The following is a 25,908-nucleotide window of genomic DNA, read 5'->3' on the forward strand; positions in this document are numbered from 1 at the left end:
CCGATGACCGGGGAAGCGATCGCTCTCAATTTCATGCACGTAGGTCTATTGACGTCTGCCCTGCTGACTCGGTACACACCCCCCAGGTTGTGCAGGATGGACACCTCGAACAGGCGGAGCAGCTTCGCCTCGGACTCGTGCCCGGCGAACATCATCGTGTCGTAGTTGCTGGTGATTGCCGGGGATGAAACCAAGCACGCGGCAAGGAAGCCGGGGAACCTGTCGTACCGGCCGGCTAGGGTCGCTGACCGTGACCGAACGCGGAGACGTCCCTCCCCAGGTCCTCGACCGGCTCCGGCCGATCTGCCTCGGGCTCCCGGAGACCTACGAGGAGTCGGCGTGGGTGGGCACCCGCTGGCGCATCCGCAAGCGGACCTTCGCCCACGTGCTCACCGTCGATCCCGACCACCAGGCCGCCCACGCGCGCGCCGCGGACGTGGACCGGCCGACCTGCCTGCTGATCTTCCGGTCACCACCGGACGAGATCGCCGGGCTGGTGGCCAGCGGGCGCCCCTTCTACAAGCCCGAGTGGGGCCCGACCGTGCTCGGCATGGTCGTGGACGACGACACCGGCTGGGACGAGGTGGCCGAGTTGCTCACCGAGAGCTACCTCCTGCTCGCCCCGAAGCGGCTCGCCGCCCTGGTCGACCAACCCGGCCCACCAGTCGGCTGAGCGTCACCGCCGCCCGGCCGGACCGGTTGCTGACCGGAGGACGGGCGATGGCTGGAGTGCCGCGTCCTGCGGGTGCCCGGCGGCCATCTGGTCTGCGTCCTGCCGGTGGCGAGCCCGCCAGAGGTCTTCGCCGCCCAGGCCCGGACGTGGCCGTGACCCGGCGCGCCACTCCGGTCGGAGGCGGCGGCGATGTCGGAGGGCACCGCTAGGGTCACGGCCATGGCAGAGTTCGTACTGGTGGCGGGAGCATGGCTGGGCTCGTGGGTGTGGGACGACGTGCTGCCGCCGCTGCGCGCGGCGGGCCACGGCACCCACCCGCTGACCCTCTCCGGCGTCGCCGAGAAGCAGGGCGTCCCCGCTGGGCAGCAGACCCACGTGCAGGACATCGTCGGTGAGATCGAGCAGCGCGACCTGCGCGACGTGGTGCTGGTCGGGCACAGCTACTCGGGCATCCCGGTGGGTCAGGCCGCCGAGCGGATCGGCGACCGACTCACCCGGGTCGTCTTCGTCGACTCGGAGGTGCCGGTTGACGGCGGGTCGTTCGCGTCCGGCTGGTGGCAGGGCCCGGCGGCGCTGGAGTCGTTGATCGCCGACAACGGCGGCTACTGGCCGCCGGCGAGCCCGGCCGATCTCGACGGCCAGGGGCTCACCGACGAGCAGGTCGCCCGGCTGACCAAGGGCTTCACCCCGCATCCCGGCGCCACGCTGACCGAGCCGGCCGTGCTGACCCGCCCGCTCGGTGACCTGCCGGCCACGTACGTCAAGTGCCTGCTCGACGGGCCCGAGCCGAACGACACGGTGGCCGGGTTGCTGGCCAGCGAGCACTGGCGACTGGTCACGATGTCCACCGGCCACTGGCCGATGGTCTCCCAGCCCGCCGAGCTGGCCCGGCTGCTGCTGGAGGCAGCGGGCTGACTCGCCCGGGTCGGGCCGGGCTCTGCGCGTCGGGCGTCCACGGTGGGGCGCCCGACGCAGGATGAGTCGACTGCCGAGCCGGTCAGGGCTCCGGGGTGTCGAGGGTGGCGATGTGGCGCACCGGCGACGCGAGCAACCACAGCACGGCGAGCACGCCGCCCAGCCCTGCCACGACCAGCGTCGGTCGCAGCCCGATGGTGGTGCCCAGCGCGCCGCCGACCAGCGCGCCGAGCGGCCGGATGCCGTAGTTGACGGCGCTGTACGCACCGGCTCGACGGCCCCGCGCGTCGTCGGGCGTGACCGCGGTGATGAGGGCGTTCAGGTTGACGTCCATCAGCATCACCCCGACGCTCGAGACCACCTCGATGCCCGCCAGCATGGCCACCTTCGCCCCGGTCGGGCCGGTCACCAGCGCGGTCAGCGCCAGCGGCGCGGAGAAGAGCACCACACCGATCATCGCGGTACGCCCCAACCCGATGGCGCGGGAGACCCGGGGCGCCAGCGCCGCGCCCGCGAGCCCGCCGAGCGCGCCGGCGCCGAACGCGATGCCGATGGCGCCGGCGGACAGGTCGAGCTCGCGGCTGGCGTACAGCACCAGCAACGCGGTGGCGATGAAGCTGAAGAAGTTGACGGTGGTGGTGCAGCCGAGCGCGGCGCGCAGCACCGGGTGCCGCAGCACCAGCACGAGCCCGTCGCGCACCAGGCTGAGGGTGGACGACCGCTGCGGCGGCGGTGGTGCCTCGGCCACCGGGATGCGGCCGATCAGCAGCGCGGAGGCCAGGAAGGACACCGCGTCGACGACGACCGCGATCGGCGCGGTCAGTGTTTGGACCAGTCCCCCGCCGACGGCCGGGCCGGCCACGAACGAGACCGCACGGCTCATGCTCAGCTTGCTGGTCGCGTCCAGGTAGGCCGACGGCGGCACCAGGGCGACGAAGAACGCCTGGTGCGCCATGGCGAACAGCACCGCCCCGACGCCGGTGAGCAGCGCCACCAGGTAGAGCTGGGTGAGGGTGACCGCGTCGAGCAGGTACGCCACCGGCAGGCTGAGCAGCACCACGGCGCGGACCAGGTCGGCGATGATCAGGAGGCGGCGTTTGCGGGTGCGCTGGTCGACCCACGCGCCCAGGAACAGGCCCAGCAGGTTGGGCAACCAGATCAGCGCGGTGAGGACACTGACCTGCGCGGGCGTCGCGGCGAGCAGGGAGACGGCGATCAGCGGGAGGGCCAGCTCGCTGACCCGGTCGCCGAACTGGGAGATCGTCTCGCCGATCCAGAAGGTGCGGAACCGCCGGTCGCGGTGCAGTGCCGGCGGGGGTGCGGTGCCGACGGCGGTCACGGCGTCACCGGGTCGTCGCCGGGCTCGGGCAGCAGGTAGCGCAGCATCCGGACGACGTGCGCGCCGGCCGGTGGCGTCTGCTCGTCCTTGCGCAGTACGTACGGGGCGAGCAGTTGCTCGATCGCCTCCTCCAGCTGGCGCAGCTCGTCGGCGGTGGCCACGAACCGGGTGTCGGCCACCCCGGCCAGCCCACGCCACTCGGCGTCCAACCGGGGCTCGTCGTGCAGCAGCCACTGCTGCGGCGCGTCCGCGGCCCGGGCGAACATCTCGCCGCGCAGTTGACGGGCGGCCGCCTGCCCCTCGGCGTCGTCGGGCAATGTGAAGCGGAAGCCCCGGGACGCCGCCTGCCACCAGCGTTCCCTCTTGCTGGTGGCACCGTCCCAGTCGGTGACGAGACCGAAGGTCGCGAGATGCCGCAGGTGCCAGCTGACCACCGACGGTGTGGCGCCCACGTGCGGCGAGAGCCCGGTGGCGGTGGCCGGGCCGTGCCGCTGGAGGCGGTCGAGGATCGCCAGCCGGACCGGGTGGGCCAACGCCCGCAGCGCCTGCGGCTCGGTGATCTCGAAATCCCCGTACGGATTCTTGAGAGACATGTCTCGAAAGTAGTCTCTCAGATCTGTCGGGGCAACCCCGCCGGTTCGCCTGTCAGCTCACCCCGAGCCGGGCCAGCGGTTCGACCAGTTCGCGCTCCTCGTAGCTGAGGTGGGACAGCAGGGTGTCGGTCAACAGGTCCACGGCGGCGCGCAGCTCGGCCAGCCCGTCGGGCGCCCCGACGTACGCGACCAGGGCCCGGTCGACGCCTTCCAGGACGTCGTGGATGACGTGGTGTTCCTGCTCCAGCCGGTCGATGACCGGGCGGAGCCGGGGGTCGGCCTGCCGCAGGCGCGGAAAGAGCGCCTGGTCCTCGATGGTGTGGTGGGTGGTGACGATGCGGCAGTAGGACTCGCAGTAGACCCCGAGCGTCCACCGGTTCTGCCGCATCGTCATCGTGTTGATGTGCGACCGGGCCTCGCCGGCGTCGATCTCACCGGCCGCGACCTGCTCGATCAGGTCGTGGATCTGGGCCAGTTCGCCGCGCAGGCCGTCGTGCACCTGCACCAGGTGCTGGCCGTTGGCCTGCTCCTGCGGGGTGTACGTGCGCGTCGGGTCGGGCGCCGGTCCACTCGGGCGGGCCGACTCGTCCCAGACCCGCCGGTCGCTGCGCCGCCGGCCGTCGTCGGGGGTCGCCACCACGGCGAAGGCACCACCGGTCACGCTCGGGCGAGCCGGCGGCGCCGGGGGCGCGACGACCACCGACGGCTCGGCGGCCGGCGTACGCTCCGCCGCCGTGCCACGATCGCGCTCGGCGGCGACCAGTTCGCGGACGGCGGGCGCCACCTCGCCAGCGAACCGGCGCAGGTCGTCGGGGTCGTCGCTGCCGAGGATGAACGCGCTGACGCCGTCGCCCAGCGCCAACTCGACCAGCTCCTGCACCCACTGCTCGGCGGGCCCGTGCAGCGGAGCGCGCCCGCCGCTCGCGAACTGACCGGAGATGTTGAGCAGTCGACGGACGTCCCGGGGCGAGCGGCCGGCCTCCCGCGCGGCGTCGTCGATGATCTCGTTGCCCCTGGCCAGGTCACCGGGCTGGAGGTAGCCCAGGGTGGGCAGCCAGCCGTCGGCCCGCCGACCGGTGAGCGCGAGCATCCGCGGCTTGTACGCGCCCAGCCAGATCGGCACCGCGTGGGCGGGGGCCGGGCCACGCTTGGCACCGACCACCCGGTGGAACTCGCCGTCGACCCGCACGCCACCCCGTGCCTCGGCGTCCCAGACCTGGCGGACGATCTCGATGGCCTCCTCCAGCGCACGCACCCCCTGCCCGGGCGTCAGGCGCCGGCCGCCCATCGCCTCGATGGCCTCCCAGAACGCGCCCGCGCCGAGGCCGAGCTCGACCCGGCCGCCGCTGAGCAGGTCGAGGCTGGCCACGCTGCGGGCGAGCACGGCCGGCGGGCGTAGCGGCAGGTTCGTGACGTTCGCCGACAGGTGCACCCGGGTGGTCCGCGCGGCGACGTAGCTCAGCAGCGTCCAGGTGTCGAGGAACCTCGGCTGGTACGGGTGGTCCTGGAAGGTGACCAGGTCCAGCCCGACCTGCTCGGCCAGGACGGCGAGGCCGACGGTGCGGTCCGGATCGTCGCTGCCAGGGGTGGTGAACGATCCGAAGACCAGGTCGTGGCCGTAGTCGCCCATCTGCGGAGCCTCCCGTTTCGCGCGACGCCTCGGTACGACGCGTCATGACCTCAACCTTATGTCATACAGAACATCTGCTGCCAACAAGGTCTGCCGAGCTGCGCTACTGTCGGGGTATGACGGCTGCCACTGACACGCGGGACCGGCCCGATCCGCTCGACGAGGACCTGGGCTGGATGCTGGGGATCGTCTTCCGTGGCTATGTCCGGGCAGCCGAGCACGCGCTCACCGACTTCCCCGGGGGTCCGCGCGGCTACCAGGTGCTCACCGCCGCGATCAACGCGCCGGCCCGGAACCAGGGCGCGATCGCCGAGGAGCTCGGCATCGACCGGACCGTGCTCACCTACCTGATCGACGACCTGGAACGCCCCGGGTTCGTGGCCCGTCGGGCGGACCCGGCCGACCGGCGCAGCCGGCTGGTGGACGTCACCGACGTCGGCCGCACAGCGTGGGAGGAGCGTCGGCGGGCGCTGCGGCGGGTCGAGTCGCACCTGCTGGGGGCACTCGCGCCGGCCGAGTCGGCGACGCTGCGGGCCCTGCTCCAGCGCGTCGCCTGCTCGGCTCAGGCGGTCGACCCGCTGCGCGACCTGTGCGAGGCGGTCGAGCAGGTGCGACCCGACGCCGTCACCTCTCCCCCGAGCCGGTCCGGGGCAGCGCGCGAGCCGGGCCGGCGGGGATCCGCCACCCGGGCCCGCCGCCGCGGCACCGACTGATCCGTCGGCGACCTGCCGGCCACCGCCGAACGCGGCGCGGGTCCGCCGGCACCGCCCGACCGTCGTGCGTCGAGACGTGCCGGCGGACCCGCCGTGCCGCTGTCGTGCCGCGTCAGCGCACGTGCACGAACACCGGGTTCGAGTAGAACCACAGGTCGTCCCACGGGCTCTCCAGCCCGTCGGCGAGCGGCTCGGCCTCGTCGGTGCTGGTGCCGCGCACCCGCGCGTAGGTGTCGGCCTCGACGTTGCGCAGGGTGTGCCGGATGACGTAGTCCGCACCCTGCCGGCGCCAGTCGCGTGGGCCGAAACGGGCCACCACCTTGGTGGTGGGGTTGGTGTCGGCGTCCGGGTTGGTGCTCGGCCCGGTGATCTGGCCGACGATCAGGTCGACCCGACGGACCTCGGGGCGGTCACCGTTGGCGTTCTCGCCGTTCAGCGGACGGAACGTGATCTCGATCTCGACATCGGAGCGGTTGCGGCGGCTGAGCGTGATGGTCTCGCCCACCTCGGCGGTCCGGCCCTGGGAGCTGGCGGTGACGTCGAGGCTGCGGATCAGGTCGCCGGTGGTGACCCAGATCCGGCCGTTGCGCAGACCGTCCATGATGTCGCCGTAGTCCTGGCGGGCGTGCACGTAGGTCTTGCTGTACTCGCCCGGCCAGAAGTCCGAGCCGCCCCGCGTCCAGTGCACGTGCGAGTCCGACGTCGCGGTGATCCACCAGCGCCGGCCCTCGCCGAGCAGCGAGTCCCACAGCCCGCCGACCCGGGCGGTCATCTGGTCGAAACCGCCGTAGGTGGGGTGGTTGCCGTACCCGCCGCGCTTGCCGCCGTTGAGCGGACCCGCCTGGTGGCCGGGCGCGCCCTCGAAGCCGACGTAGACGTCCGGCGCGGCGTTGTTGCCGTTGCGGAACTCCCGCGGGGTGTCCTGGCCGTAGACGCCGAGGCCGGGGGCCGAGCGGGACGTGTGGTGGGCGATCACCAGCGGCTTGTGCGGCATCCCCCGGGCGACCTTGAGGAACTCCACCATCCTGGCCTCGGTGTCGCGGGCCGGGTCGGTGGGGAACGCGTCGTACTTGGCGAACCGGCTCTCCAGCTCGAAGAGCTGCTTCGCCTCGTCGTCGTGACGAGGGATCATCAGCGTGTGGTGGTCCAGCGCCGGCGTGTCGAACTCCATGCCCCAGAACTGGAGCACCTCAGGGACCAGCTTGCGCGAGCGCAGCAGGTCGGGGTACGCCTGCTCGATGTTCACCTTCGAGTGGGTCGGTCCACCGTGGTCGGTGCACATCGCCCAGCTCAGGCCGAAGTTCTTTGCCATGATGGCGTTGGTGACGATCGGGTAGACCGCGTCCGCGCCCTTGTGGAAGACCGGCGGGTTCTTCGTGGTGTCGAACTCGCCGCTGTACTCGGAGTGGACGTGGTGGTCACCGGCGCGCCACGACCGGGCCTTCGAGTCACCCCGGTCGCTCCGGTCGTCGCCGGGCCGTCGCTCCTCGTCAGCCCAGGCCGCGCCGCCGCCCACCAGCGGGCTGGCCGCGGCCAGTGTCGCGCCGACGCCCGCGTACTTGACCAGCTTGCGCCGCGACAGCTGCGCGTGCTCGACCTCTTCGGGTTGCTTGTCCCTCACGTGAGAGCCTCTCCTCGATCAAGCCAATGCTCTTTCGATCAAGAAGCCTTGAAGAGGGTCGTGAACGGCGGCTGTACGCGACGCGGGTCCACGATGAACACCCTGCCCGGACCCGCGCCGAACGCTCGGACGTCACCCGCTGGACGCCCGGCCGGTCACCCCCGGACAGCGCGGCGTGCCCGCCCGGTCACGGCACCTGCCTGGCGTCCCGCGTGCTCCGGCCGGCCGACGGGTCGGCCGGCGCGGTGACCACCCGTGGCGCGACGTCGACCGCGGGCAGCCCGGCCCGGCCGACGAGCGGGAGGACCAGCTCGCTACGACCCAGGTCGACCCGGACGCTGGCGTCCCGGTCGTCGGTCTCGGTGAACTCCGGGTCGCTCTGGCCGAGCACCAACCCGAGCACGTGGCCGGCCGGCAGCACCGCGTCGTACGCGTTCAGCGGCACGGTCACCGTGTACCAGCGGTCCGGCCGCAGTGGGGTGCTGAAGCGCAGCGAGCGGTGGTGGGCGGCGTCGAGCCAGCCCCGGGTCAGCACCGCGTGGTCGGAGACCTCGGTGATCTCCTCGGTGTCCCGGTAGCAGGCGTCGTCGGCGGCCGTGGAGGCTCCCCAGCAGGACTCGGTGCCCAGCGTCCGCACCCCCTCCGAGCTGTCGTACCGGATCCGCTCGGCTGTGCCGTAGTCGACCAGCCTCGCGGTCAGCTCGGTGGTCGGCCGATCCACCCGGACCCGTAGCCGCACGGTGGGGCTGCCGGAGATCCGCACCGGCGCGGCGAGCGCGCCGGAGAGGAAGACCAACCGGCCGGCGGTCGCGGTACCCGGCTCGGCGACCAGCTCCGCCTCGGTCAGCGACTCGTCGACGTACGCCTGCTCGCGGCCGGGCCGCGCGCCGCGCCCGCCAAGGGTGCCGGTCACGCCGTCCCCCGCGCCCAGGGCGACCCGGACCGACCGGGTGCCCGGCGCCGGCCAGTCCCGCTGCGTCGTCCACGTTCCGGGGGCGGTCTCCAGGTCGACCCGCGGCTCCTCCATGACCCCGTTGCGCAGCCCCTGCAACCAGTAGTCGAACCAGCGGTGCAGCGAGTCCACCCACTCGGCCCGCCGGACGTCGAACGGGTCCTCGTGGCCGGCCTGGTAGAGCCAGAGCTTGCGGGGCACGCCCTGCTCGGCCAACTCCTGCCACCAGCGGGCGAACTGGCTGGTCGTGACGTTCAGGTCGTTGACGCCGTGGGCCACGAACACGCTGGCCCGGACCCGGCCGGCGTCCGGCCGGTAGTCACGTTGCGCCCAGAAGCCGTTGTAGTCGCCGGTCTCCTCGGCGCTGTCGGCGCGCAGCCGGGCCAGCACCTCGGCGCAGGCCCCGTCGGTGCGACCGTTGACGTACGAGTGCAGGTACCCGGGGTAGTCGGCGGATCGCAGCACCCCCTGGTAGCGCATGTAGTCGTACCAGCTGGAGATCGCGGAGATCGGCACGATGGTCGCCAGCCCCGGCACGCCGGTCGCCGCGACGCCGTTGGCGACCGAGCCGTCCCACGACTTGCCGATCATGCCGACCCGCCCGCTGCTCCAGGCCGCGCTCACCGGTCGGCCGTCGGCGGTGTAGGCGCGGGCCCGCCCGTTGAGCCAGTCCACCACCGCCTTGGCGCTGCCCACCTCGGCCGGGCCGCCGACGTCCTCGCAGCCCGTCGAGCGGGCGGTGCCGGCCAGGTCCACGGCGGCGAACGCGTAGCCGCGCGGGACGAAATAGTTGTCGTAGAACAGCGGCGCCTTGGCGATCACGCCGGCCGCGTCGTACGTCTTGCGCTCGCTCTCGTTGCCCCGGCCGCAGCAGAGGTAGTAGGGCGAGGCGTCCATGATGACCGGCACCCGGACTCCCGCGGCGGCGGCCTCTCGGGGCCGCACCAGGTCCACCGCCACCCGGTCCCGTACGCCGTCGCCGTCGCTGTCCGCCCGGGTCTCCACCCAGACGCTCTCCCGGATCGCGTCGGCGTAGGAGTACGCGGGCACCGTCTGGTCGCCGACGACGTGCGGCGGAGTCGGGCGGTGCCACGCGGGCGCGGCGGGAGTGCCGGGCACCGGCGCGGCGGCCAGCGGGGTGGTGGGCAGTGCCGCGACCAGTAGCCCGGTCAGAACGGCGGCGACCCGGGCACGGGTGCGGGCGGGCGACAGTGCGGGCGACATCGGTGTCCTCCCCGGGGTGCGACGCGTGGATGACATTCCATCGCATCGATGTCCCTCTTGCCTAGTGTTCGCGCCGATCCGGTCGCACCGACCTCGCGGACGGGGTTGCCGATCGATACCCGTCTTCGTAATGTTCCCTTCGACCGGCCGTCCTCCCTCCATCGTCGAAGGGACCGCCATGACGCGACGACGCACGCTCTGCCTGGCCCTCGTCACGGCGCTGCTCACCGGCGTCGCCCAGGTGCCCACCGCCGTCGGGGCGGTCCCACCCCGCCCCGACGACGAGTACCGCCCGGTCCGTGGCCCGTCGGCCCCCGCCGAGTTCCGCTACCTGCAGAAGACCGTGCCCGGCGTGGCGCTGCCCCGGCACGCCTACGACACCGCCGCCCGGGCCGCCGCCCGGCTGCCGGCCGTCGGCGGGACGTGGAAGGCGGTCGGCCCGACGAACATCGGTGGACGCATCACCTCGCTGGCGCTGGACCCACTGCGTGCCGACACGGTCTACGCCGCGGCGGCCAGCGGCGGGGTGTGGGTCAGCCGGGACGCCGGCCAGCGCTTCGAGCCGGCCTGGCCGGACGGCTGGACGCAGGCGATGGGCGCGGTGGCCACCGGCCCGGACGGCACGCTCTACGCCGGCACGGGCGAGGTCAACCCGGGCGGCGGCAGCATCACCTACGAGGGCACCGGCCTGTACGCCTCCCGCGACGGCGGACGCAGCTGGCGCTTCCTGGGCCTACGCGACTCGGGCGCGATCGGCGGCATCACCGTCGACCCGCGCGACCCGAAGCGCATCTTCGTGGCCGCGGCCGGTTCGCTCTACAACGGCGGCGGCGACCGGGGCGTCTACCGCTCCACCGACGGCGGCGTGACCTGGGCTCGGACGTTGGCGGGGGCCAACGAGTTCACCGGGGCGACCGAGGTGCTGCTCGACCCCCGTGATCCCGACCGGCTCCACGCCGTGCTCTGGGACCACCGCCGAGTGCCGGATCTGCGCACCTACGGCGGTGTGGGCTCCGGGGTGTACCGCTCCACCGACGGCGGCGCGAGCTGGCAGCGGTTGGCTGGCGGGCTGCCGGCGGCCGGGCCGGACGTCGGCCGGATCGGCCTCGGCCAGTCCGCCTCCGACCCGGACCGGCTCTACGCGATCGTCAACTCGACCGCGGGGCCGTTCGCCGGCTTCTACGCCAGCACCGACGGCGGCGACGCCTGGACCCGTCTGCCGGACACCCCGGACCTGACCGCCTCCCAGTCCACCTTCGGCTGGTGGTTCGGCAAGGTCTGGGTGGACCCGGACGAGCCGTCGCACGTGCACGTCGCCGGGGTGCCGCTGCTGACCACCAGGGACGGCGGGCAGAGCTGGACGGCGGACTCCACCTCCACGCACGTCGACCACCACGCGATGATCTGGGACCGGCGGTATCCGCAGCGGGTCTACCTCGGCAACGACGGGGGCACGTACCGCTCCGACTCCGACGGCGACGGCGGCTGGGTGAAGGCCACCCACGAGCCGTACACCCAGTTCTACAGCGTGGCGACCACTCCCCAGGATCCCGACCGGATCTCCGGCGGCACCCAGGACAACGGCTCGCTGCGGTCGTGGGGCGGGTCGGCGTTCAACGAGTACCTGGGCGGGGACGGTGAGGAGAACCAGATCAACCCACGGGACAGGGAGAACGTCTACGCCTGCTACCAGTACGGCAACTGCTTCTGGTCGGTCGACGGTGGCGACACGATGACCTACTTCGGCAATCGGGTCACCGGTGCCCGCCGCAACTGGTTCACGCCGGTGGTCTTCGACCCGCGCGACCCCTCGGTGATGTACTACGGCGCCAACGTGCTCAACCGCTCCACCGACGGCGGCCGGACCTGGACAGCCATCAGCGGCGACCTGACCGGTGGCCCGGGCCGCGACCCGATCTACACCAACTACGGCACGATCACCACGGTCGCCCCGGCCGGCGACGGTCGGACGATCTACGTGGGCACCGACGACGGCCGGGTCTGGGTGACCCGGGACCTGGGCGCCTCGTGGACCCTGCTGCTCTCCGGGCAGCCGTGGGTCACCCGGGTCGTGGTCGATCCGGCACGCGCCGGCCGGGTGTACGTGACGCTGTCCGCGTACCGGTCGGGCTCGGACCGGCCGTACGTGCTGGGCTCTCTGGACGGCGGGCGGCACTTCGCCGACCTGAGTGGCACGCTGCCCCGGGCGCCGGTCAACGATCTGGTGATCGGCCGGGGGCTCACCCTCTACGTCGCCACCGACCAGGGCGTCTTCGTGAGTCCGACCGGCGGGGCGATCTGGCTGCGGCAGGGCCGGGGACTACCGATGGTCCCGGTCGACGACATCGAGTACGACGCGACACACCAGCGCCTGGTGGCCGGCACCTTCGGCCGCGGCATCTACCAGGTCCGGGTCGGCTGACCGCGCACCGTCTCCGCCGGAGCGAACGGCGACCGGCGGGGCGGGGGGTCGTCAGATCCGGGCGCGGGGCAGCCAGCCGAGGAAGCGGAGCCGGGCACCGGGCAGCGGCAGCGTGGGCAGGTCCTGGGCGGCGGCGACGAGACAGGAGCCGAGGTACACCGCGAGGGCGGCGCGCGCCCCGCCGAACTCGGCGAGGAGTTGACTCTGCTTGGTCGCGCAGGGCCAGTCTCGGCCGCATCCGGTGCAGGTCCAGCTCGGCGGGTTGGGCAGGTGCTCCGGCAGCCTCGGGCGGTACCGGCCCACGACGCTGTTGTCCGCGCGTACGTCGCGCCGTCGGGGCACCGGGCGGTCGTTGCGGCGCCCGGGCTGGCGGGCTGCGGGCAGGTAGCGCCGGACGGTGCCGAGGAGCGCGCCGACGCGGATCAGGGCGTCCGGCCCCACCTGATGGGTCAGCAGTGCCGTCAGCAGGTGGTGCCCCAGCAGGTCCAGGGAGTCGCGGTTCAGGCCCAGGTCACGGCAGAGGTCGACGAAGCGGGGTGTCGTGAGCGGCACCCGGTCGTCGAGCGCCCGGCGCAGCACCTCGCGCAGCGTGTCGCCGAGGTTCCGCACCGCGTCCGCCTCGCCGAGCGCCAGACCGCCCTCACCCGCCACCCGCGCCAACGTCTCGGCGACGGCCAGCCGAACGACACGATCGGATTCGGTACTGTCCAACGGTCTCCCCCTACGTGGCCAGTCGCCGACGGGCGTGCGGCGTCCCGGAAACCGTGACCAGGATTCCGCCCGTGCAACGTGCACGGCTAGGCCAGCAGGCGCAGGATCGCCGGGTGCGTTATCCGGAAAGCGAATTCCACCAACTGACACATTGGAGGATTGGCGAGCGATCCGCAGACGGATTATCGTGTGGTCAAATTCCCATCAATGTCTATTGCCTTGGTGGATTCGCTAACCAGCTCGGGTCCACATTGTCTCCACCGGTCGCCGGACGGCGCGGGTGGACACCGGCACCGCCGCACCCCGGCAGGCAGCATGCCGGGACACCGCCGTCGCGCACAGGCACGTCCCGACCTCGCCGCCGGCCCCGGTCCACCTCCCGGCGGCACCATCCCCGGACGGAGACACAGCGGATGACGTCACCAGTGCAGACCCGAGGGTTCGACAGCTGCGATCCGTCAGCCATCCACGCCTTCCTGGCCGAGACGTACGGCACGGACCTGCGCATCCGCGCTGGGGACGACGGATACCGGCTCGTCCACCGGAGCGTCGACGCGGGGCCGTTCGCCCTCGCGACCATCGGTCAGACGGCTTCCCTCGACATCGGGGTGGGCGAGATCGACGGGCTGGTCATCTGCCGTGCCCGCACCGCCCGCGTCGACCGCACCTGTGACGGCGCGACCCATCAGCTCGCTCCCGGCGAGGTCTTCCTCGCCACCAGGCCCGGGCTGCCGTTCGCCGTGGGCTGGCATCCGGGCGAGGTGGAGGTCTGCGTGCTGGATCTCGCGGTGCTGGCGCAGGTCGCCACCGCCGCGCCCGCCCGACGACCCGGTCGGATCCGGTTCACCGACATCGCGCCCGCCACCGCGGCCCTCGCCCGGCAGTGGCGCACCACGACCACCTATGTCCGCGACGTCGTCCTGACCAACCCGATCGCCAGCACACAACCGCTGGTGATCGGCAACGCCGCGCGGATGCTGGCCGCGTCGGCGCTCACCGTCTTTCCGAACACCGCCGTCACCGATCCGACCATCGAGGACCGACGCGACGCGACCACCGCCACGCTGCGCCGGGCGATCGCCTTCATGGACGAGCACGCGGACCTGGACATCACCGCGGCCGACATCGCCGACGCGGCCGCCGTCTCGCTGCGGGCGGTGCAACTCGCCTTCCGCCGCCACCTCAACACCACCCCGATGGCGTACCTGCGTCGGGTCCGGCTCGATCGGGCCCACCACGACCTGCTGCTGGCCGACCCTCGCCGGGACACCGTCTCGGCGATCGCCAGCCGGTGGGGATTCGCCAGCCACAGCAGATTCACCGCCTGGTACCACGCCAGCTACGGGGTGCCGCCGCGCGAGACGCTCAGCGCCTGACCGGGTCAACGCCCGCGCGTCCAGGCCGGCGTTCAAGGTGAGCCCAAGGTCCGCTCACGGTCGACCCGGCACGGTGTTCCCAACGCCGAAGCTGCCGGCGCCGGCCCCGGAGGCCGGCCCGCGACGACGGCACCGTCACCGTCGCCACACCGGCGACACGGACCTGGGAGGCTCCATGAAGGTACGAACCGTCCTGCTGCCCGCCGCGGCCGTCGCGGCCACATTCGTCATGGCGACCCCGGCGAGCGCCGCTCCGGCGTACGAGACGAACTACGCCGTGCGCGGCACGCCCCCGTCCTCGGGCCTGTCGTGCAGGCCGGTCAGCGGTGTGCTGCAGGCCTGCTTCGAGGCCTACGGCGACAAGTGGTGGCTGCGGCGGGACAGCAGCGCCTACAGCGGGGTGGGCATCGAGTGGGAGAACTACCGCAACGGCTCGCTGTACCGCAACGGCGAGTGCGTCAGCTACCTGCCGGTCGGCACGTGGGGGGTCTGCAACAAGGACTACTACGAGGACAGCACCCTCTCCTGGGCGCCGTTCGCGGTCTAGCGGGCGGCCCTCGGCCGGACGTCACCGCGCGAGTCGGCTGACGCGCTGCCGGTGCCCGGACGGACATGCCGTCCGGGCACCGGCGCTACGGTGACCCGCCGAGCCGGTCGAGGTCGGCCCGCACCTGCTCGGCATCGGGGTGGCCGAGCTGCTTCAGCAGGGTCAGGGCCGCCTCCAGGCAGCCCCGGGCCGCATCGGGATCACCGGTCGCCTGCCGCGTCTCAGCCAGGTGGCGCAGGATGTCCGCCTCGTTGAACCCGTCGTGGAACCCGCGGACCAGCTCCAGCGCCCGTTCGTAGCATCGGACCGCCTGCGCGTACTCCCCGAGGTGGTGGTGCGCGAAGCCGAGACTGTCCCAGGCGCCGGCCTCCGCGTGCGCGTCACCGATCTTCTGGTGGACCGCCACGGCCTCGGCGCAGAAGGCCAACGCCTGCCGGTGCTCGCCGAGCAGCACGTGCAGCCAGCCGAGGTTGTTCAGCGCCAGCGCCTGCCCCGGCCGATGGTCGAGATGCTGGTAGAGCTTCAGGGCCTGCTGGTTGAAGTCGAGTGCCTCGGCCCAGTTGCCCCGCTGATGGCAGATCCACCCCAGCCCACGCGCGATGTCCGCCTGCCGACCCTCGTCACCCAGCTCACCGAAGAGCGCGAGCGCCCGCCGCTGGTTGTCGTACGCCTCGTCGAGCAGTCCCAACTGGGTGTCGGCCAGGCCCAGGCTGCGGTAGGCGTGTGCCTGCCGCAGAGGGTCCTGGAGCCGCCGCGCGGCGTCCAGGGCGAGGCGCTGGGTCTGCGCCCAGTCCCGCCAGTGACCCTGGTAGTCGAGGAACGTCTCCAGGGTCCACGCGAGGTGCCAGGTGTGCCGGTCGAGCCCCTGCGCGGTGGTGTGCTCCAGGGCGGCGAGCAGCATCGGGTGTTCGCGTGCGAACCAGGCCAGCGCCTCGGGCTGGCCGGAGAACTCCGCCACCGACTCGTCGGTCGGCGCCGGCCACTCGGCCACCGGCTCCCGCTGGGGGTCGAGCACGCGCGCCGCCCGCTGCGCGGTGTGCAGGTAGTGCTCGACCAGCCGGAGCAGGGCGGCGGCCAGCAGCTCGGGCGGCTGGTCGCGGTGCGCCCGGTCGGCTGCGTACAGGCGCACCAGGTCGTGGAGCCGGTAGCGCTCCGGCCGGTGCTGCTGGACCAGATGGTGGTCCTGCAACGTCTGCATCAGCAGCCGGGTCCGGGTCGGCGGGAGGCCCGCCAGCCGTGCCGCGGCCGCGAGCCCGATCTCCGGCCCGGGCGCGAGCCCCAGCAGCAGGAACAGGCGGCTCGGCGCGGCGGCGAGGCGGTGGTGGGAGGTGGCGAAGACCGCACGGAGGTCGGCGGTCAGGTCGCCCGCGTTGAGCGCGTCCAGCCGGGTGGCCTCCTCGCGCAGCTCCTCGGTCACCGCGTCGAGCGGCAGGCCCGGCTGCATCACCGCCCGCGCGGCGACGATGCTCAACGCCAGCGGCAGCCCGCCGCAGCGCCGCACGATCTCCCGGAGGCTGGCCGCCTCGGCGTCCGCCCGCTGCCGGCTGAGCAGCCGGGCCAGCAGGTCGTGGGCCTCGTCGCCGTCGAGGACGTCCAACGCGACCCACCGCGCGCCGTAGGTGGTGATCAGCCCGCCGAGCCGCACCCGGCTGGTGATCAGCACGACGCAGCCGGGGCCACCCGGCAGCAGCGGCACCACCTGCTCCAGGCCGTGCGCGTTGTCGAGCAGGATCAGCATCCTCCGGCCGGCGACCAGGCTGCGGTAGAGCGCGGCGCGGGCGTCCAGGTCCGCCGGTACGGACGCCGCCGGCACCCGCAACCCGTCGAGGAAGCCCCGCAGGGCGACCTCGGGGGTCATCGGGCCGGCCGGATCGAAGCCGCGCAGGTTCACGTACAGCTGGCCGTCCGGGAAGCTGGCGAGGTTGTCGTGGGCCCAGCGCAGCGCGAGGGAGGTCTTGCCGACGCCGCCGGGCCCGCCCACCGCGCACATCGCCACCGCCTGCTCGCCGTCGTCGCGGACGGACAGCAGCCGGGTCAGCTCCGCCAGCTCGCGGGCGCGGCCGGCGAAGTGGGGCGGCGGCGCGGGCAGTTGACGCGGCACGGTCGCCTCGCCGACCACGACCGGCCCGGCCGGGTCCCGCAGCTCGGTGTCGCCCTTGAGGACGTCCGTGTGCAACCGTTGCAGCTCCGGCGTGGGGTCGACTCCGAGCGAGTCGGCGAGACGACGCCGTAACCGGTCGTACTGGTCGAGCGCCTCCGCCTGCAGGCCGGAGCGGCTCAGCGCGAGCATCAGCTGACCGACGAGTCGCTCGTCGAGGGGGTGCTCCTCGACGCACGCCATCAGGTACGGCGCCAGCGTGGCGTGCTGACCGTGGCGCAGGGCCAGGTCGGTGCGGTCCCGGTCGACGGCGATCCGGTCGCGCTGCAACGCGTCCCGCAGGCCGTTCGCCCAGGGCGTGTCCAACGGCGTGAGCGGCTCGCCGCGCCAGAGGTTCAGTGACTCCTCGAAGATCCGTAGCGCCTGCGCGGCGTCCGGTGTCGTCCGGGCCAGCCCCGCCAGTCGGTGGAACCGGTGCAGGTCCACCGAGTCGGGGTCGGCGGCGAGCAGATATCCACCGGACTGGCGGACGATCTGGGTGTCGTCGGCGGTCGTGAGGCAGGTGCGCAGCCGGGAGAGGTAGCTGTAGAGCGTGGCATGGGCGCCCGACGGCGCATGCTCGCCCCACACCCGGTCGATGAGCTGCCCGACCTGCACGACCTGGTTGACGTCGACGAGCAGCGCGGCCAGGACGCAGCGCTGACGGACGTGACCGAGGTTGAGCGGTTGGCCGTCCACCTGCGCCTGGAGATCACCGAGTAGGCCGAATTCCGTGGGCATCCACACCGTTCCTTCACCCGGGCATCACGCCGGGAAGCCGCGCCAGCACAAGCATTCAAGCCTGTCCAAGGATTGTCCAAGATTGGCGGGCTACGCGGCCGCCCATTCCACGGCTCGGGAAGCGAAGCGGGGGCGTGGTGTGGTCCGGGCGCCGCCTCGGAGGTCAGGAGGCGCGCGGCAGCGCGAGCCATTCCTGCCAGGTGATGTCGCGGCCCAGAAAGCGGGGCTGCTGAAATGGCCAGTCGGCGGCGATCCACTGTGGCACCAGCGCGTCGAGTGCGCGCTCCGCCTCGCCGCCGACCAGGTCGTCCACCACCCACCAGGAGATCTCGCCGTCGGACCCGATGCGCTCGGGCGGGTCGATGTAGACGCAGCCGAGGATCGCCGTCTCGTCCTCGTCGAGCAGCGCGTAGTTGAACGACTGGTGCGCGGCGATCTCCTTCTCGTGCCGCAGCAGGTCGATGCGGTCTTCTTCGAAGGTCATCGCCTCCCGGGGCCACGCCCAGGCCGGCCCGAAGATCTCCCACAGGCGCTCCCGGGAGCCCATCACGGCGGGGTGGTCGAGCGCGGTGTCCGCCTCCCGGATCGGCCGCAGGTGAAGCGCGGTGGTGGGCACGGGCACGTGGACAGGGTGGACGAATCCGTCAGGCAGCCAGCTCATGGGGGCTGAGGCTACAACCGGTCGGCGCGCGATGATCTTCGCGCGCTGGTGCCGCGGCGGAGGATCCCCATGCCGGTGGCGCTAGCCCCGGTCACGCTCGTGGGCGTCGCGCGCGGTCTGCAGCTCGGGCACCGAGGCCTCCAGCAGGTCGGCGAGGCCGCGAAGCTGCTCGGCGACCCGGGCGCCGAGGGGGGTGAGTGAGTATTCGACGCGCGGCGGGATCGCCGTGAGGACCTCGCGGGTGAGCATGCCGTCACGCTCGAGGGTCTGCAGGGTCTGGGAGAGCATCCGCTCGCTGACCCCGTCGATGCGGCGGCGCAGCGCGTTGAACCGGTACCGACCCTCGCCGAGCGCCAGCAGTGCCAGCGAGGCCCACTTCGAGGTGACGTCCTCGAAGGCCGCGCGGGAGGTGCAGCCCCGCGCGAAGACATCGCTGACGAGTTCCTGGGTAGGCCCTGCCGGGTCCCGGGCCGCCATGTCGCTCACCTCACCAGCCTACCTCACAGTTACGTACTAGCATGTGCTGTAGATTAGTAAGTGCTTACCAATTCGCGTCACCCCATCGGAGGTCGCCATGCCCACCTATGCCGTCACCGGCGCCACCGGCCGCCTCGGCCGCCTGGTGATCGAGCAGTTGCTCGACACCGGCGTACCCGCCGCCGAGATCGTCGCCATCGTCCGCACCCCCGAGAAGGCCGCCGACCTCGCCGCGCGCGGCGCCGAGATCCGCCAGGCAAACTACGACGACCCGTCCACGCTGCCCGGCGCCGTGGCCGGCGTACGCCGCCTGCTGCTCATCTCCGGTGACACCCCCGGCCAGCGGGTGGCCCAGCACACCGCGGTCATCGACGCGGCCAAGCTGGCCGGGGTCGAGCGCCTGATCTACACCAGCATCCTGAAGGCCGACGCCACCACCAACCCGCTGGCGCCGGAGCACAAGGCCACCGAGGAGGTCCTCGCCAGCTCGGGCCTGCCGTACACCGTGCTGCGGAACAGCTGGTACACCGAGAACTACACCGACCAGCTCCCGCAGTACCTGCAGACCGGCACGATCCTCGGCGCCACCGGCGGCAGCAAGGTCTCCGCCGCGACCCGGGCCGACTACGCGGCGGCCGCCGCCGCGGCGCTGACCCGCGAGGAGGACGGCAACACCGTCTACGAGCTGGGCGGCACCGCCTTCACCTTCGACGAGCTGGCGGCGGCCGTCACCGAGGTCACCGGCACCACCGTCGTCCACCAGGACCTGTCGGCCGCCGACCTGGCATCGGCCCTGGAGAACATCGGCCTCGACGCCGGCACCGCCGGGTTCGTCGCCGCGCTCGACCACTCGATCGCCATCGGGGAGCTGACGACCGACAGCGACGACCTCAGCCGGCTGATCGGCCGGGCGAGCACCCCGCTGCACGACGCGATCCGGGCCGCACGGGCCTGACCGCCGGCTGAGCCGCCCGGCAGTCGGGGCGGGCGACGGGTGTCCGTACCCGCCGCCCGCCCGGCGCGTTCCGCCCACAACCGCCGAAAGGCCCGGACGAACCCCACGGCGGGCTCCCCGACCTCGCGGCCGCCACCCGACCCTGGACCACCCGACACCGAGCCGGTGGTCAGCCGGCATCCGAGGGCTCGGCGAGGAGCAGACCGGTCAGCAGGCCACGCAGGGTCCGCTCGAACAGGTCCGTCCGGGGCGCGGGTGCCGAGGGCTGACTGAACGCCGCGACCAGGTGCGGGTACGGCGCGAGGTCGACGCCGGCGAAGGTGACCGACCCCGCCGCGGCCTCGCTGCGCGCGAAGAGGCTCACCACTCCGGTCACCATCGCGATCGCCTCGAACTTCGCGGTGACGGCGCAGCCGACGGGTTCCAGGATCCGAAGGCAGTTGTCGAACCAGGCCAGGCTCTCCGGGCCGATGCCGGACGGCCGGTGGATCACGTCGATCAGCCACGGATGGCGCCGGTGCAGGGCCAACTGCCGGCGCGCCAGCACCAGCATCGTGTCCAGCCAGCCGCCCTCCGCCTCCGGGTACGGCCGCAACTCCCCCACCACGCGGTCGGTCATCAGGTCCAGGAGGTCGTCGCGGGACGACAGGTACCGGTAGAGGGACCCGGCGCCGGTGCCCAGCGCGGTGGCGACGCCCCGCATCGACACCGCCGCGAGTCCTTCCGCGTCCGCCAGGGCGATGGCGGTCGCGACGATGGCGTCGCGGCTGTGCGCCGGGGCGGGACCGCGGCTGCCGCGCTCCGGCCTGGTCCAGATCGGCTGCCGGTCGGAGCCGTCGTCGCCGGATCTCGTGGGTGCGTCGGTCACCGATCTACTGTAAACTGCAAACGACGTTCGCAGTTTATGACGAGAGGTGGGCCGACGGATGGAGCGGATCACGGCACCAGACGGCGCGAGCATCGTGCTGCACTCCACGGGCACCGGCCCGGGCGTCGTCGTGGTGCACGGCGGCGGGGTCACCATCGACGTCTACCGACGGCTGGCCGCGGCGCTCGCCGACCGGTTCACCGTGCACCTGTACAACCGGCGGGGGCGGGCGGACGCCCCGCCCAGGTCGCTTCCCTACACCTTCGAGCAGGACATCGACGACCTCGCCGTGGTGCTGGAGCACACCGGGTCCGGCAACGTCATCGGCCACAGCGCCGGTGGCTTCATCGCGCTCCGGGCCGCGCTCCGGCTGCCGATCCACCGCCTCGCCCTCTACGACGCCGCGATCAGCGTCGACGGCGGCTTCCCCGCCGCGTGGCTCGACCCCGCGCAGGAGGCGGTACGGTCCGGCGACATCGCCCGGGGCCTCGCCATCACGGCCGCCGGCATCAACCCGCAGATGGCAGCGGCGAAACTCCCGTTCGGCGTACGGCTGGCCATCGTCCGCGCGTTCATGCGGACGCCGATCGGGCGGGTGATGGCCGACCTGCTGCCGATGACCCTCGACGAGTCCGCCCTGATCCGGGCGCACGACGGCCCCGCCAGCCAGTGGGCGGGGGTCACGGCCGAGGTGCTGCTGGCCTGCGGCGCCGACGGTCCGCCCTACTACGTCGACCTCGACGAGGCACTGGCCGGCGCGATGCCCCGAGCCCGGACGCTGGTGATTCCCCGCAGCGGTCACGACGCCATCAACCGCGCCCACCCGAGGCTCGTCGACCCGCTCGCCTCGTTCTTCACGGCCCCGGTCAGGCCGGAACGGACCAGCCACCCCTGACGCGCCAGGCGGTCGCCCCGCCCGCGGCCCGGCGACGATCCGCCGCGGGTCGGGCGCTTGGTTAGGGTGATGGGCATGCCCGCACGCCGCCCGCACCGCCGCGACGACGGCCCGAGGTGGGTCCGCGTGGCGGCCTCGGCGCCCACCACCGAGCCGGGCGACTGGTGAGTCGCGTACGGGTGCCCGCCCAGCGAGGCGAGCCCGCCGCGCCCACGCACGACCGGTCCAGGCTGGTCCACGCCTGCGGCCGGCTCGCCCGGTCGCGCCCCTTCGAGGTCGGCATCGTCGTCGTCATCCTCGCCAACGGGGTGGTCCTCGGCCTGGAGACGTACCAGGGCTTGAACGCGGCAGCCGCGCTGCACGGGCTGGAGCTGTTCTTCCGCGCCGTCTTCGTCGTCGAGATCGGCATCCGTCTGGCCGCCTACGGCCGCCGCCCACAGGACTTCTTCCGGCACGGCTGGAACGTCTTCGACTTCGCCGTCATCGCGGCGATCTTCATTCCGGGCCTGCACGGCGATCCCGCGCTCCTGCGCGTGGTGCGGGTCGCGCGGATGATCAGGTTGGTCCGCTTCTCGCCGGGCCTTCGCACCATCGTCTCCGCCCTGTGGCGCAGCCTGCCGGGCGTGGGTGGCTTCCTCGCCCTGGCCGTGGTGACCCTCTACGTGTACGGCATGGCCGGCTGGCTGATCTTCGGCAGCAGGTATCCGGAGGAGTACGGCGACATCGGCCGGTCCCTGCTGACGTTGTTCGTGCTGCTGTCCCTGGAGACGCTGCCGGACCTCATCCAGCAGGGCATGACGATCTCGCCATGGACGCTGCTCTACTACGTCAGCTACGTGGTCATCGCCGTCAACCTGCTGCTCAACATCCTCATCGCGGTGATCGTCAACTCGATGGAGGAGGCACGGCGGTTGGAGATGACCGAACGCCTGGCCCCCGGGTACGACGAGGACGGCGACGGCGTACCGGACGAGGTGGATCGCATCGCGATCAGCCAACGGCTCGACGACCTGCGCGCGGTGATCGCCGAGCTGGAGCGGGAGCTGCGGATCGACCGGGACGACGGGCACGGCCGGCCGCACCGCGAGGACGCTCGCGCCGGACGGTGAGCGAGCCTCCCCGGTGCCGGATCCGCATGTCGGTCACCCGACGCTCTCGCCTCGCGACGGTCAGCTGAGCTAGCCTCGACCCGCAGGTGCGGCCGTTGCTCGATCTCGAAGGGCTGACGTCCTGGGAGGACGGCCGCACGGTGGGCTACGACGCGCTCGCCAGGGCGGTCGACGCGAGCGGGTTCTACGCCGCCGACGGGCGGGTGACGGCCTCGGACTATCGGCCGTGAGCACGGCACCGGCCGCCGACGCCGAGATCCACCTCGGCGGTCTGGGCTTCGGTCGGGGCGCACACCTGCTGCTGCAACGCGCGCTGGCCGGGTTGCCGCCCGGCGGCCGACTGGCGGTCTCGGGCCGGGACCCGACCCTGCCCGTGCACCTGCCGGCCTGGTGCCGCCGTCGTGGCCACCGGGTCGAATGGCCGGACGCGGTCGACCGGAGCGAGCTGGTCGCGGTGGTCGTCCGCGGCGCGGCGGACGACGACCGGTGGTTCGGCGCGGAGCGGGCCGGCCTCGCCCTGCCCTCGGCGCTCAGCAGGCGCCCGCCGCCACGGTGGGGCCTCGGCGCCCGGGGCGCGCTGCTGGAAGCCGGCGGCCCCGAGGCGCGGTTCGACCTGGACGACCGCGATCTGGTGTGGGCCGACGTCGCACCCAAGCTGTACGCGCAGGCGGCGGCGCGGCAGTGGGACCCGGAGACCGCGGTGCCGTGGGACGACCCGTTCGCGCTGCCGGCCGACGTCGAGGCGGCGGTGGTACAGGTGATGACCTACCTTGTCGAGAACGAGCAGGCCGCACTCGTCGTGCCGGCACGATTCGCCGGGCGGATACACCCGCATTTCCGCGAGGTGATGCAGCTCCTCGCGGTGCAGATGGCCGACGAGGCCCGGCACATGGAGGTGTTCAGCCGGCGGGCGCTGCTCCGGGGCGCCGAGCTGGGCACGTCGTCGGCCGGGGGTCGGCAGTCGCTCTTCACGCTCATCGCCGAGTCGGACTTCGCGTTGGCCTCGTTCCTGCTCTCCGTACTCGGTGAGGGCAGTTTCGTCGACCTGCTCGCGTTCCTGGAGCAGAACGCCCCGGACCCGGTGACCCGTCGGATCTGCTGGTTGGCGATGCAGGACGAGCGCCGGCACGTGGTGTTCGGCATGGCACACCTCGAGCACCAGGCGACCGTGGACCCGCTGCTGCGGGACCGGCTCCGCTCGGCCATCCACCGCCGGCACGACGCGCTCGTCGACACCGCGGGCCTCAACGCGGACGTCTTCGACGCGCTGGTGGTGCTCGCGGCCGGTGGCTGGCACCCCGATGACGTGTCGGCCGGTTTCGAGCGGGTGCGGGACCTGGAGCACGCGATGGATCAGGGCCGGCAGCGCCGGCTGGTACGGCTCGGCTTCCCGCCCGACGAGGCGGCCGCGCTCTCCGCTCTGCACACCCGCAACTTCATGTAGACCCGTTCGTCGGGACCAGGTCGCTGGTGACGGTCGTCCGCAGTACGGTCGAACGGTCATGACCGAAGACTTCAGCTCGACCCGTGCGGAGTTGCTCCGCCTGCGCGACCAGGCCCGGGCCCAGGTCGCAGCACTGGACAGCGATCTGCGGAGCGTCTTCGAGGCGTCCCGGTCGTCCAACGCCGATGACGAACACGACCCCGAGGGCAGCACGATCGCGTTCGAACGGGCACAGCTCGCCGCGGTCCTCGACGCGACGCGCCGACGCCTCGCCGACCTCGACGTCGCGTTGCAACGGGTCGAGGCCGGCACCTACGGGGTGTGCGAACGGTGCTCGCGGCCGATCCCCGCCGAGCGACTGGCCGCCCGCCCCTCCGCACGCACGTGTGTCGGCTGCGCCCGCGGTTGAACGACGCGCACGCAAGAAGGTGTGGACCGCCGGCCCTCCCCCTGCGACGATACTTGCGCTGCTGGTGCAAATAGTTCGTCTACCGAGGTGGAGGATCGATGCACACGTCCCGACGGAGGCTGCTCTCCCTGCTGACCGGTGCGGCGCTCGCCGCCGGCCTGTCCGTCGCCGCCGTTCCGGGCGCCGCCGAGGCCACCACCGCCCCACCGTCGTACCGTCCGGTGGTCTTCGTGCACGGCAGCGCCGGGTCGGCGTCGCAGTTCCAGACCCAGGCCAAGCGCCTCGCCAGCAACGGCTACCCGCTCGACACCATCGAGGCGCACGAGTACGACTCGCCGAACATCGCCACGATCCTGCCGCAGGTGTACGCCGGGCTGGACGCCCGGATCTCCCGGCTGCTGGCGGCGACCGGCGCGGACCGGGTCGACCTGCTCGCGCACTCGCTAGGCACCTTCGTCGTCCAGGGCTACCTCACCAGTTCGCCCGCGCGTGCCGCCCGGGTCGCGCATTACGTCAACCTGGACGGCCGCACCGCGGCGTCGCCGCCGGGCGGCGTGCCCACCCTCGCGATCTGGGGCGAGGGCGACCCGGCCCGGGCCATCACGGGCGCGCGCAACGTCCACCTCCCGAACCAGTCCCACACGCAGACCGTGTCGTCGCCGGAGTCGTTCGGCGAGATCTTCCGGTTCCTCCAGGGTCGGGCGCCTCGCACGACGGGCATCGTGCCCCAACTCTTCGGCACCGCCCGGGTCTCCGGCCGCGCGGTGCTCTTCCCGAGCAACGCCGGGGTCACCGACGCGACGCTGGAGGTCTACCCGGTCAATTCCCTGACCGGCCACCGGCTGTCGACCCGGCCGGCGCATCGGGTGCCGCTCGGCGGCGACGGCTCGTTCGGGCCGTTCCCGGTGCTCGCCACCGCCCGGTACGAGTTCGCGATCGTGCGCTCCGCAGCGGCGACGCACCACTTCTACTTCCAGCCGTTCCTGCGTTCCGACTCGTTCGTACGCCTGGCGACGAGCAGGCCCGGCGAGGGCCTCGGCGCGCTGGTCGACACCAGTGACCGGCACACGGCGCTGACCATCCAGCGCCAGAAGGAGTGGTGGGGTGACCAGGGCGACGCCGGCGACCGCCTCCGGGTCAACGGGCGCGACATCCTCAACCCGGCTAACACGCCGCGCGTCAAGCGGACCATCGCCGTGTTCGCGTTCGACGACGGCAGTGACGGCGTCACCGACCTGACCGCTCCGCTGCCGGAGTTCTTCAGCCAGACCTTCATCACCGGCATGGACGTGTTCATCCCGGCCGCGCCGGCACACCTCGGCCTCGTGCGGATCACCGTGGATCAGCGCGGCGGCGGGTACGACGTGGTCAACGTGCCCAACTGGAGGTCCAGCGCCCATCGCGTGACGGTGAACGTCGACGACTTCTGAGCGCGGCCGGCGAACGCGGCGTCACTGCCTCGCCGCCTCCCTTGACCAGCCACGGCGTCAGGGTCG

At 72.8% G+C, this 25,908-nt stretch carries 23 protein-coding genes and 1 pseudogene; 13 read left to right on the forward strand and 11 right to left on the reverse strand.

The genetic code is table 11. The features are described from left to right. Positions 1 to 83: 83 nt before the first annotated feature. Positions 84 to 182, reverse strand: a pseudogene (locus tag AB0K07_RS21765) (DUF4383 domain-containing protein); the annotation flags it as partial. Positions 183 to 250: 68 nt separating this feature from the next. Here AB0K07_RS21765 and AB0K07_RS21770 point away from each other — a divergent pair. After that, positions 251 to 673, forward strand: a complete 423-nt coding sequence (locus AB0K07_RS21770; RefSeq protein WP_363757242.1) for an MmcQ/YjbR family DNA-binding protein — start codon at positions 251 to 253, stop codon at positions 671 to 673. Positions 674 to 892: 219 nt separating this feature from the next. Continuing rightward, positions 893 to 1,588 carry an alpha/beta hydrolase gene (locus tag AB0K07_RS21775; protein WP_363757243.1) on the forward strand — a complete coding sequence of 232 codons (696 nt, stop codon included), beginning with the start codon at positions 893 to 895 and terminating at the stop codon, positions 1,586 to 1,588. A gap of 82 nt (positions 1,589 to 1,670) precedes the next feature. Here AB0K07_RS21775 and AB0K07_RS21780 read toward each other — a convergent pair whose 3' ends face one another. From AB0K07_RS21780 to AB0K07_RS21790, 3 genes are read right to left on the reverse strand one after another with little or no spacing between them, the layout of a single operon-like run. Then, positions 1,671 to 2,927 (reverse strand): MFS transporter, encoded by a 1,257-nt coding sequence (locus tag AB0K07_RS21780; RefSeq protein WP_363757244.1) that lies wholly within the window; start codon positions 2,925 to 2,927, stop codon positions 1,671 to 1,673. Continuing rightward, positions 2,924 to 3,520 (reverse strand): helix-turn-helix domain-containing protein, encoded by a 597-nt coding sequence (locus AB0K07_RS21785; RefSeq protein WP_363757245.1) that lies wholly within the window; start codon positions 3,518 to 3,520, stop codon positions 2,924 to 2,926. Before AB0K07_RS21785 ends, AB0K07_RS21780 begins: the two co-directional genes overlap by 4 nt. A gap of 52 nt (positions 3,521 to 3,572) precedes the next feature. After that, positions 3,573 to 5,150, reverse strand: a complete 1,578-nt coding sequence (locus AB0K07_RS21790) for an LLM class flavin-dependent oxidoreductase (protein WP_363757246.1) — start codon at positions 5,148 to 5,150, stop codon at positions 3,573 to 3,575. A gap of 116 nt (positions 5,151 to 5,266) precedes the next feature. Between AB0K07_RS21790 and AB0K07_RS21795 the strand changes: the two genes are divergently transcribed. Then, positions 5,267 to 5,863, forward strand: coding sequence for a MarR family winged helix-turn-helix transcriptional regulator (locus tag AB0K07_RS21795; protein WP_363757247.1), 597 nt, complete (start codon positions 5,267 to 5,269; stop codon positions 5,861 to 5,863). Between the two features lie 112 nt (positions 5,864 to 5,975). Here AB0K07_RS21795 and AB0K07_RS21800 read toward each other — a convergent pair whose 3' ends face one another. Together AB0K07_RS21800 and AB0K07_RS21805 are read right to left on the reverse strand one after the other, a co-directional pair. Further along, positions 5,976 to 7,484, reverse strand: coding sequence for a phosphoesterase (locus tag AB0K07_RS21800; RefSeq protein ID WP_363757248.1), 1,509 nt, complete (start codon positions 7,482 to 7,484; stop codon positions 5,976 to 5,978). A 187-nt stretch (positions 7,485 to 7,671) separates the two neighbouring features. Then, on the reverse strand, positions 7,672 to 9,660 hold the full coding sequence (locus tag AB0K07_RS21805) for a Xaa-Pro dipeptidyl-peptidase (protein WP_363757249.1): 1,989 nt from the start codon (positions 9,658 to 9,660) through the stop codon (positions 7,672 to 7,674). A 178-nt stretch (positions 9,661 to 9,838) separates the two neighbouring features. Here AB0K07_RS21805 and AB0K07_RS21810 point away from each other — a divergent pair, with 178 nt between their 5' ends. Further along, positions 9,839 to 12,082 (forward strand): glycosyl hydrolase, encoded by a 2,244-nt coding sequence (locus tag AB0K07_RS21810; protein ID WP_363757250.1) that lies wholly within the window; start codon positions 9,839 to 9,841, stop codon positions 12,080 to 12,082. Positions 12,083 to 12,133: 51 nt separating this feature from the next. Here the strand turns inward: AB0K07_RS21810 and AB0K07_RS21815 are convergent, their stop codons facing one another. Further along, the gene (locus AB0K07_RS21815; protein WP_363757251.1) at positions 12,134 to 12,793 is read right to left on the reverse strand and encodes a hypothetical protein; all 660 of its coding nucleotides are present in this window, start codon (positions 12,791 to 12,793) and stop codon (positions 12,134 to 12,136) included. A gap of 413 nt (positions 12,794 to 13,206) precedes the next feature. Between AB0K07_RS21815 and AB0K07_RS21820 the strand changes: the two genes are divergently transcribed. Together AB0K07_RS21820 and AB0K07_RS21825 are read left to right on the forward strand one after the other, a co-directional pair. After that, positions 13,207 to 14,169, forward strand: coding sequence for a helix-turn-helix transcriptional regulator (locus tag AB0K07_RS21820; protein WP_363757252.1), 963 nt, complete (start codon positions 13,207 to 13,209; stop codon positions 14,167 to 14,169). Between the two features lie 175 nt (positions 14,170 to 14,344). After that, complete coding sequence (locus tag AB0K07_RS21825; RefSeq protein WP_363757253.1) at positions 14,345 to 14,716, forward strand: hypothetical protein; 372 nt, start codon at positions 14,345 to 14,347, stop codon at positions 14,714 to 14,716. Between the two features lie 85 nt (positions 14,717 to 14,801). Here AB0K07_RS21825 and AB0K07_RS21830 read toward each other — a convergent pair whose 3' ends face one another. From AB0K07_RS21830 to AB0K07_RS21840, 3 genes are all read right to left on the reverse strand, one after another. Next, positions 14,802 to 17,594 carry a BTAD domain-containing putative transcriptional regulator gene (locus AB0K07_RS21830; RefSeq protein ID WP_363757254.1) on the reverse strand — a complete coding sequence of 931 codons (2,793 nt, stop codon included), beginning with the start codon at positions 17,592 to 17,594 and terminating at the stop codon, positions 14,802 to 14,804. 163 nt (positions 17,595 to 17,757) lie between these two features. Beyond that, on the reverse strand, positions 17,758 to 18,255 hold the full coding sequence (locus AB0K07_RS21835; RefSeq protein ID WP_363757255.1) for a GNAT family N-acetyltransferase: 498 nt from the start codon (positions 18,253 to 18,255) through the stop codon (positions 17,758 to 17,760). Positions 18,256 to 18,336: 81 nt separating this feature from the next. Then, positions 18,337 to 18,732 carry a helix-turn-helix domain-containing protein gene (locus AB0K07_RS21840; protein ID WP_363757465.1) on the reverse strand — a complete coding sequence of 132 codons (396 nt, stop codon included), beginning with the start codon at positions 18,730 to 18,732 and terminating at the stop codon, positions 18,337 to 18,339. 97 nt (positions 18,733 to 18,829) lie between these two features. On the opposite strand from AB0K07_RS21840, the gene AB0K07_RS21845 reads away from it, so the two are divergent. Further along, positions 18,830 to 19,687: an SDR family oxidoreductase gene (locus tag AB0K07_RS21845; protein ID WP_363757256.1), complete on the forward strand. Its 858-nt coding sequence runs from the start codon at positions 18,830 to 18,832 to the stop codon at positions 19,685 to 19,687. 169 nt (positions 19,688 to 19,856) lie between these two features. Here the strand turns inward: AB0K07_RS21845 and AB0K07_RS21850 are convergent, their stop codons facing one another. Continuing rightward, positions 19,857 to 20,555, reverse strand: coding sequence for a TetR/AcrR family transcriptional regulator (locus AB0K07_RS21850; protein WP_363757257.1), 699 nt, complete (start codon positions 20,553 to 20,555; stop codon positions 19,857 to 19,859). Positions 20,556 to 20,613: 58 nt separating this feature from the next. Between AB0K07_RS21850 and AB0K07_RS21855 the strand changes: the two genes are divergently transcribed. The 6 genes from AB0K07_RS21855 (at position 20,614) to AB0K07_RS21880 (ending at position 25,842) form a co-directional block, all read left to right on the forward strand. Continuing rightward, the gene (locus AB0K07_RS21855; RefSeq protein WP_363757258.1) at positions 20,614 to 21,450 is read left to right on the forward strand and encodes an alpha/beta fold hydrolase; all 837 of its coding nucleotides are present in this window, start codon (positions 20,614 to 20,616) and stop codon (positions 21,448 to 21,450) included. A gap of 179 nt (positions 21,451 to 21,629) precedes the next feature. After that, positions 21,630 to 22,559 (forward strand): ion transporter, encoded by a 930-nt coding sequence (locus AB0K07_RS21860; RefSeq protein WP_363757259.1) that lies wholly within the window; start codon positions 21,630 to 21,632, stop codon positions 22,557 to 22,559. A gap of 95 nt (positions 22,560 to 22,654) precedes the next feature. After that, the gene (locus AB0K07_RS21865; protein WP_363757260.1) at positions 22,655 to 22,789 is read left to right on the forward strand and encodes a hypothetical protein; all 135 of its coding nucleotides are present in this window, start codon (positions 22,655 to 22,657) and stop codon (positions 22,787 to 22,789) included. After that, complete coding sequence (locus tag AB0K07_RS21870) at positions 22,786 to 24,003, forward strand: ferritin-like domain-containing protein (RefSeq protein ID WP_363757261.1); 1,218 nt, start codon at positions 22,786 to 22,788, stop codon at positions 24,001 to 24,003. Before AB0K07_RS21865 ends, AB0K07_RS21870 begins: the two co-directional genes overlap by 4 nt. 58 nt (positions 24,004 to 24,061) lie before the next feature. Next, on the forward strand, positions 24,062 to 24,412 hold the full coding sequence (locus tag AB0K07_RS21875) for a TraR/DksA C4-type zinc finger protein (protein WP_363757262.1): 351 nt from the start codon (positions 24,062 to 24,064) through the stop codon (positions 24,410 to 24,412). Between the two features lie 98 nt (positions 24,413 to 24,510). Further along, positions 24,511 to 25,842: an alpha/beta hydrolase gene (locus AB0K07_RS21880; RefSeq protein ID WP_363757263.1), complete on the forward strand. Its 1,332-nt coding sequence runs from the start codon at positions 24,511 to 24,513 to the stop codon at positions 25,840 to 25,842. Positions 25,843 to 25,908: the final 66 nt, after the last annotated feature.

It is taken from the genome of Micromonospora sp. NPDC049301, from assembly GCF_040678715.1.
Lineage (GTDB): Bacteria > Actinomycetota > Actinomycetes > Mycobacteriales > Micromonosporaceae > Micromonospora.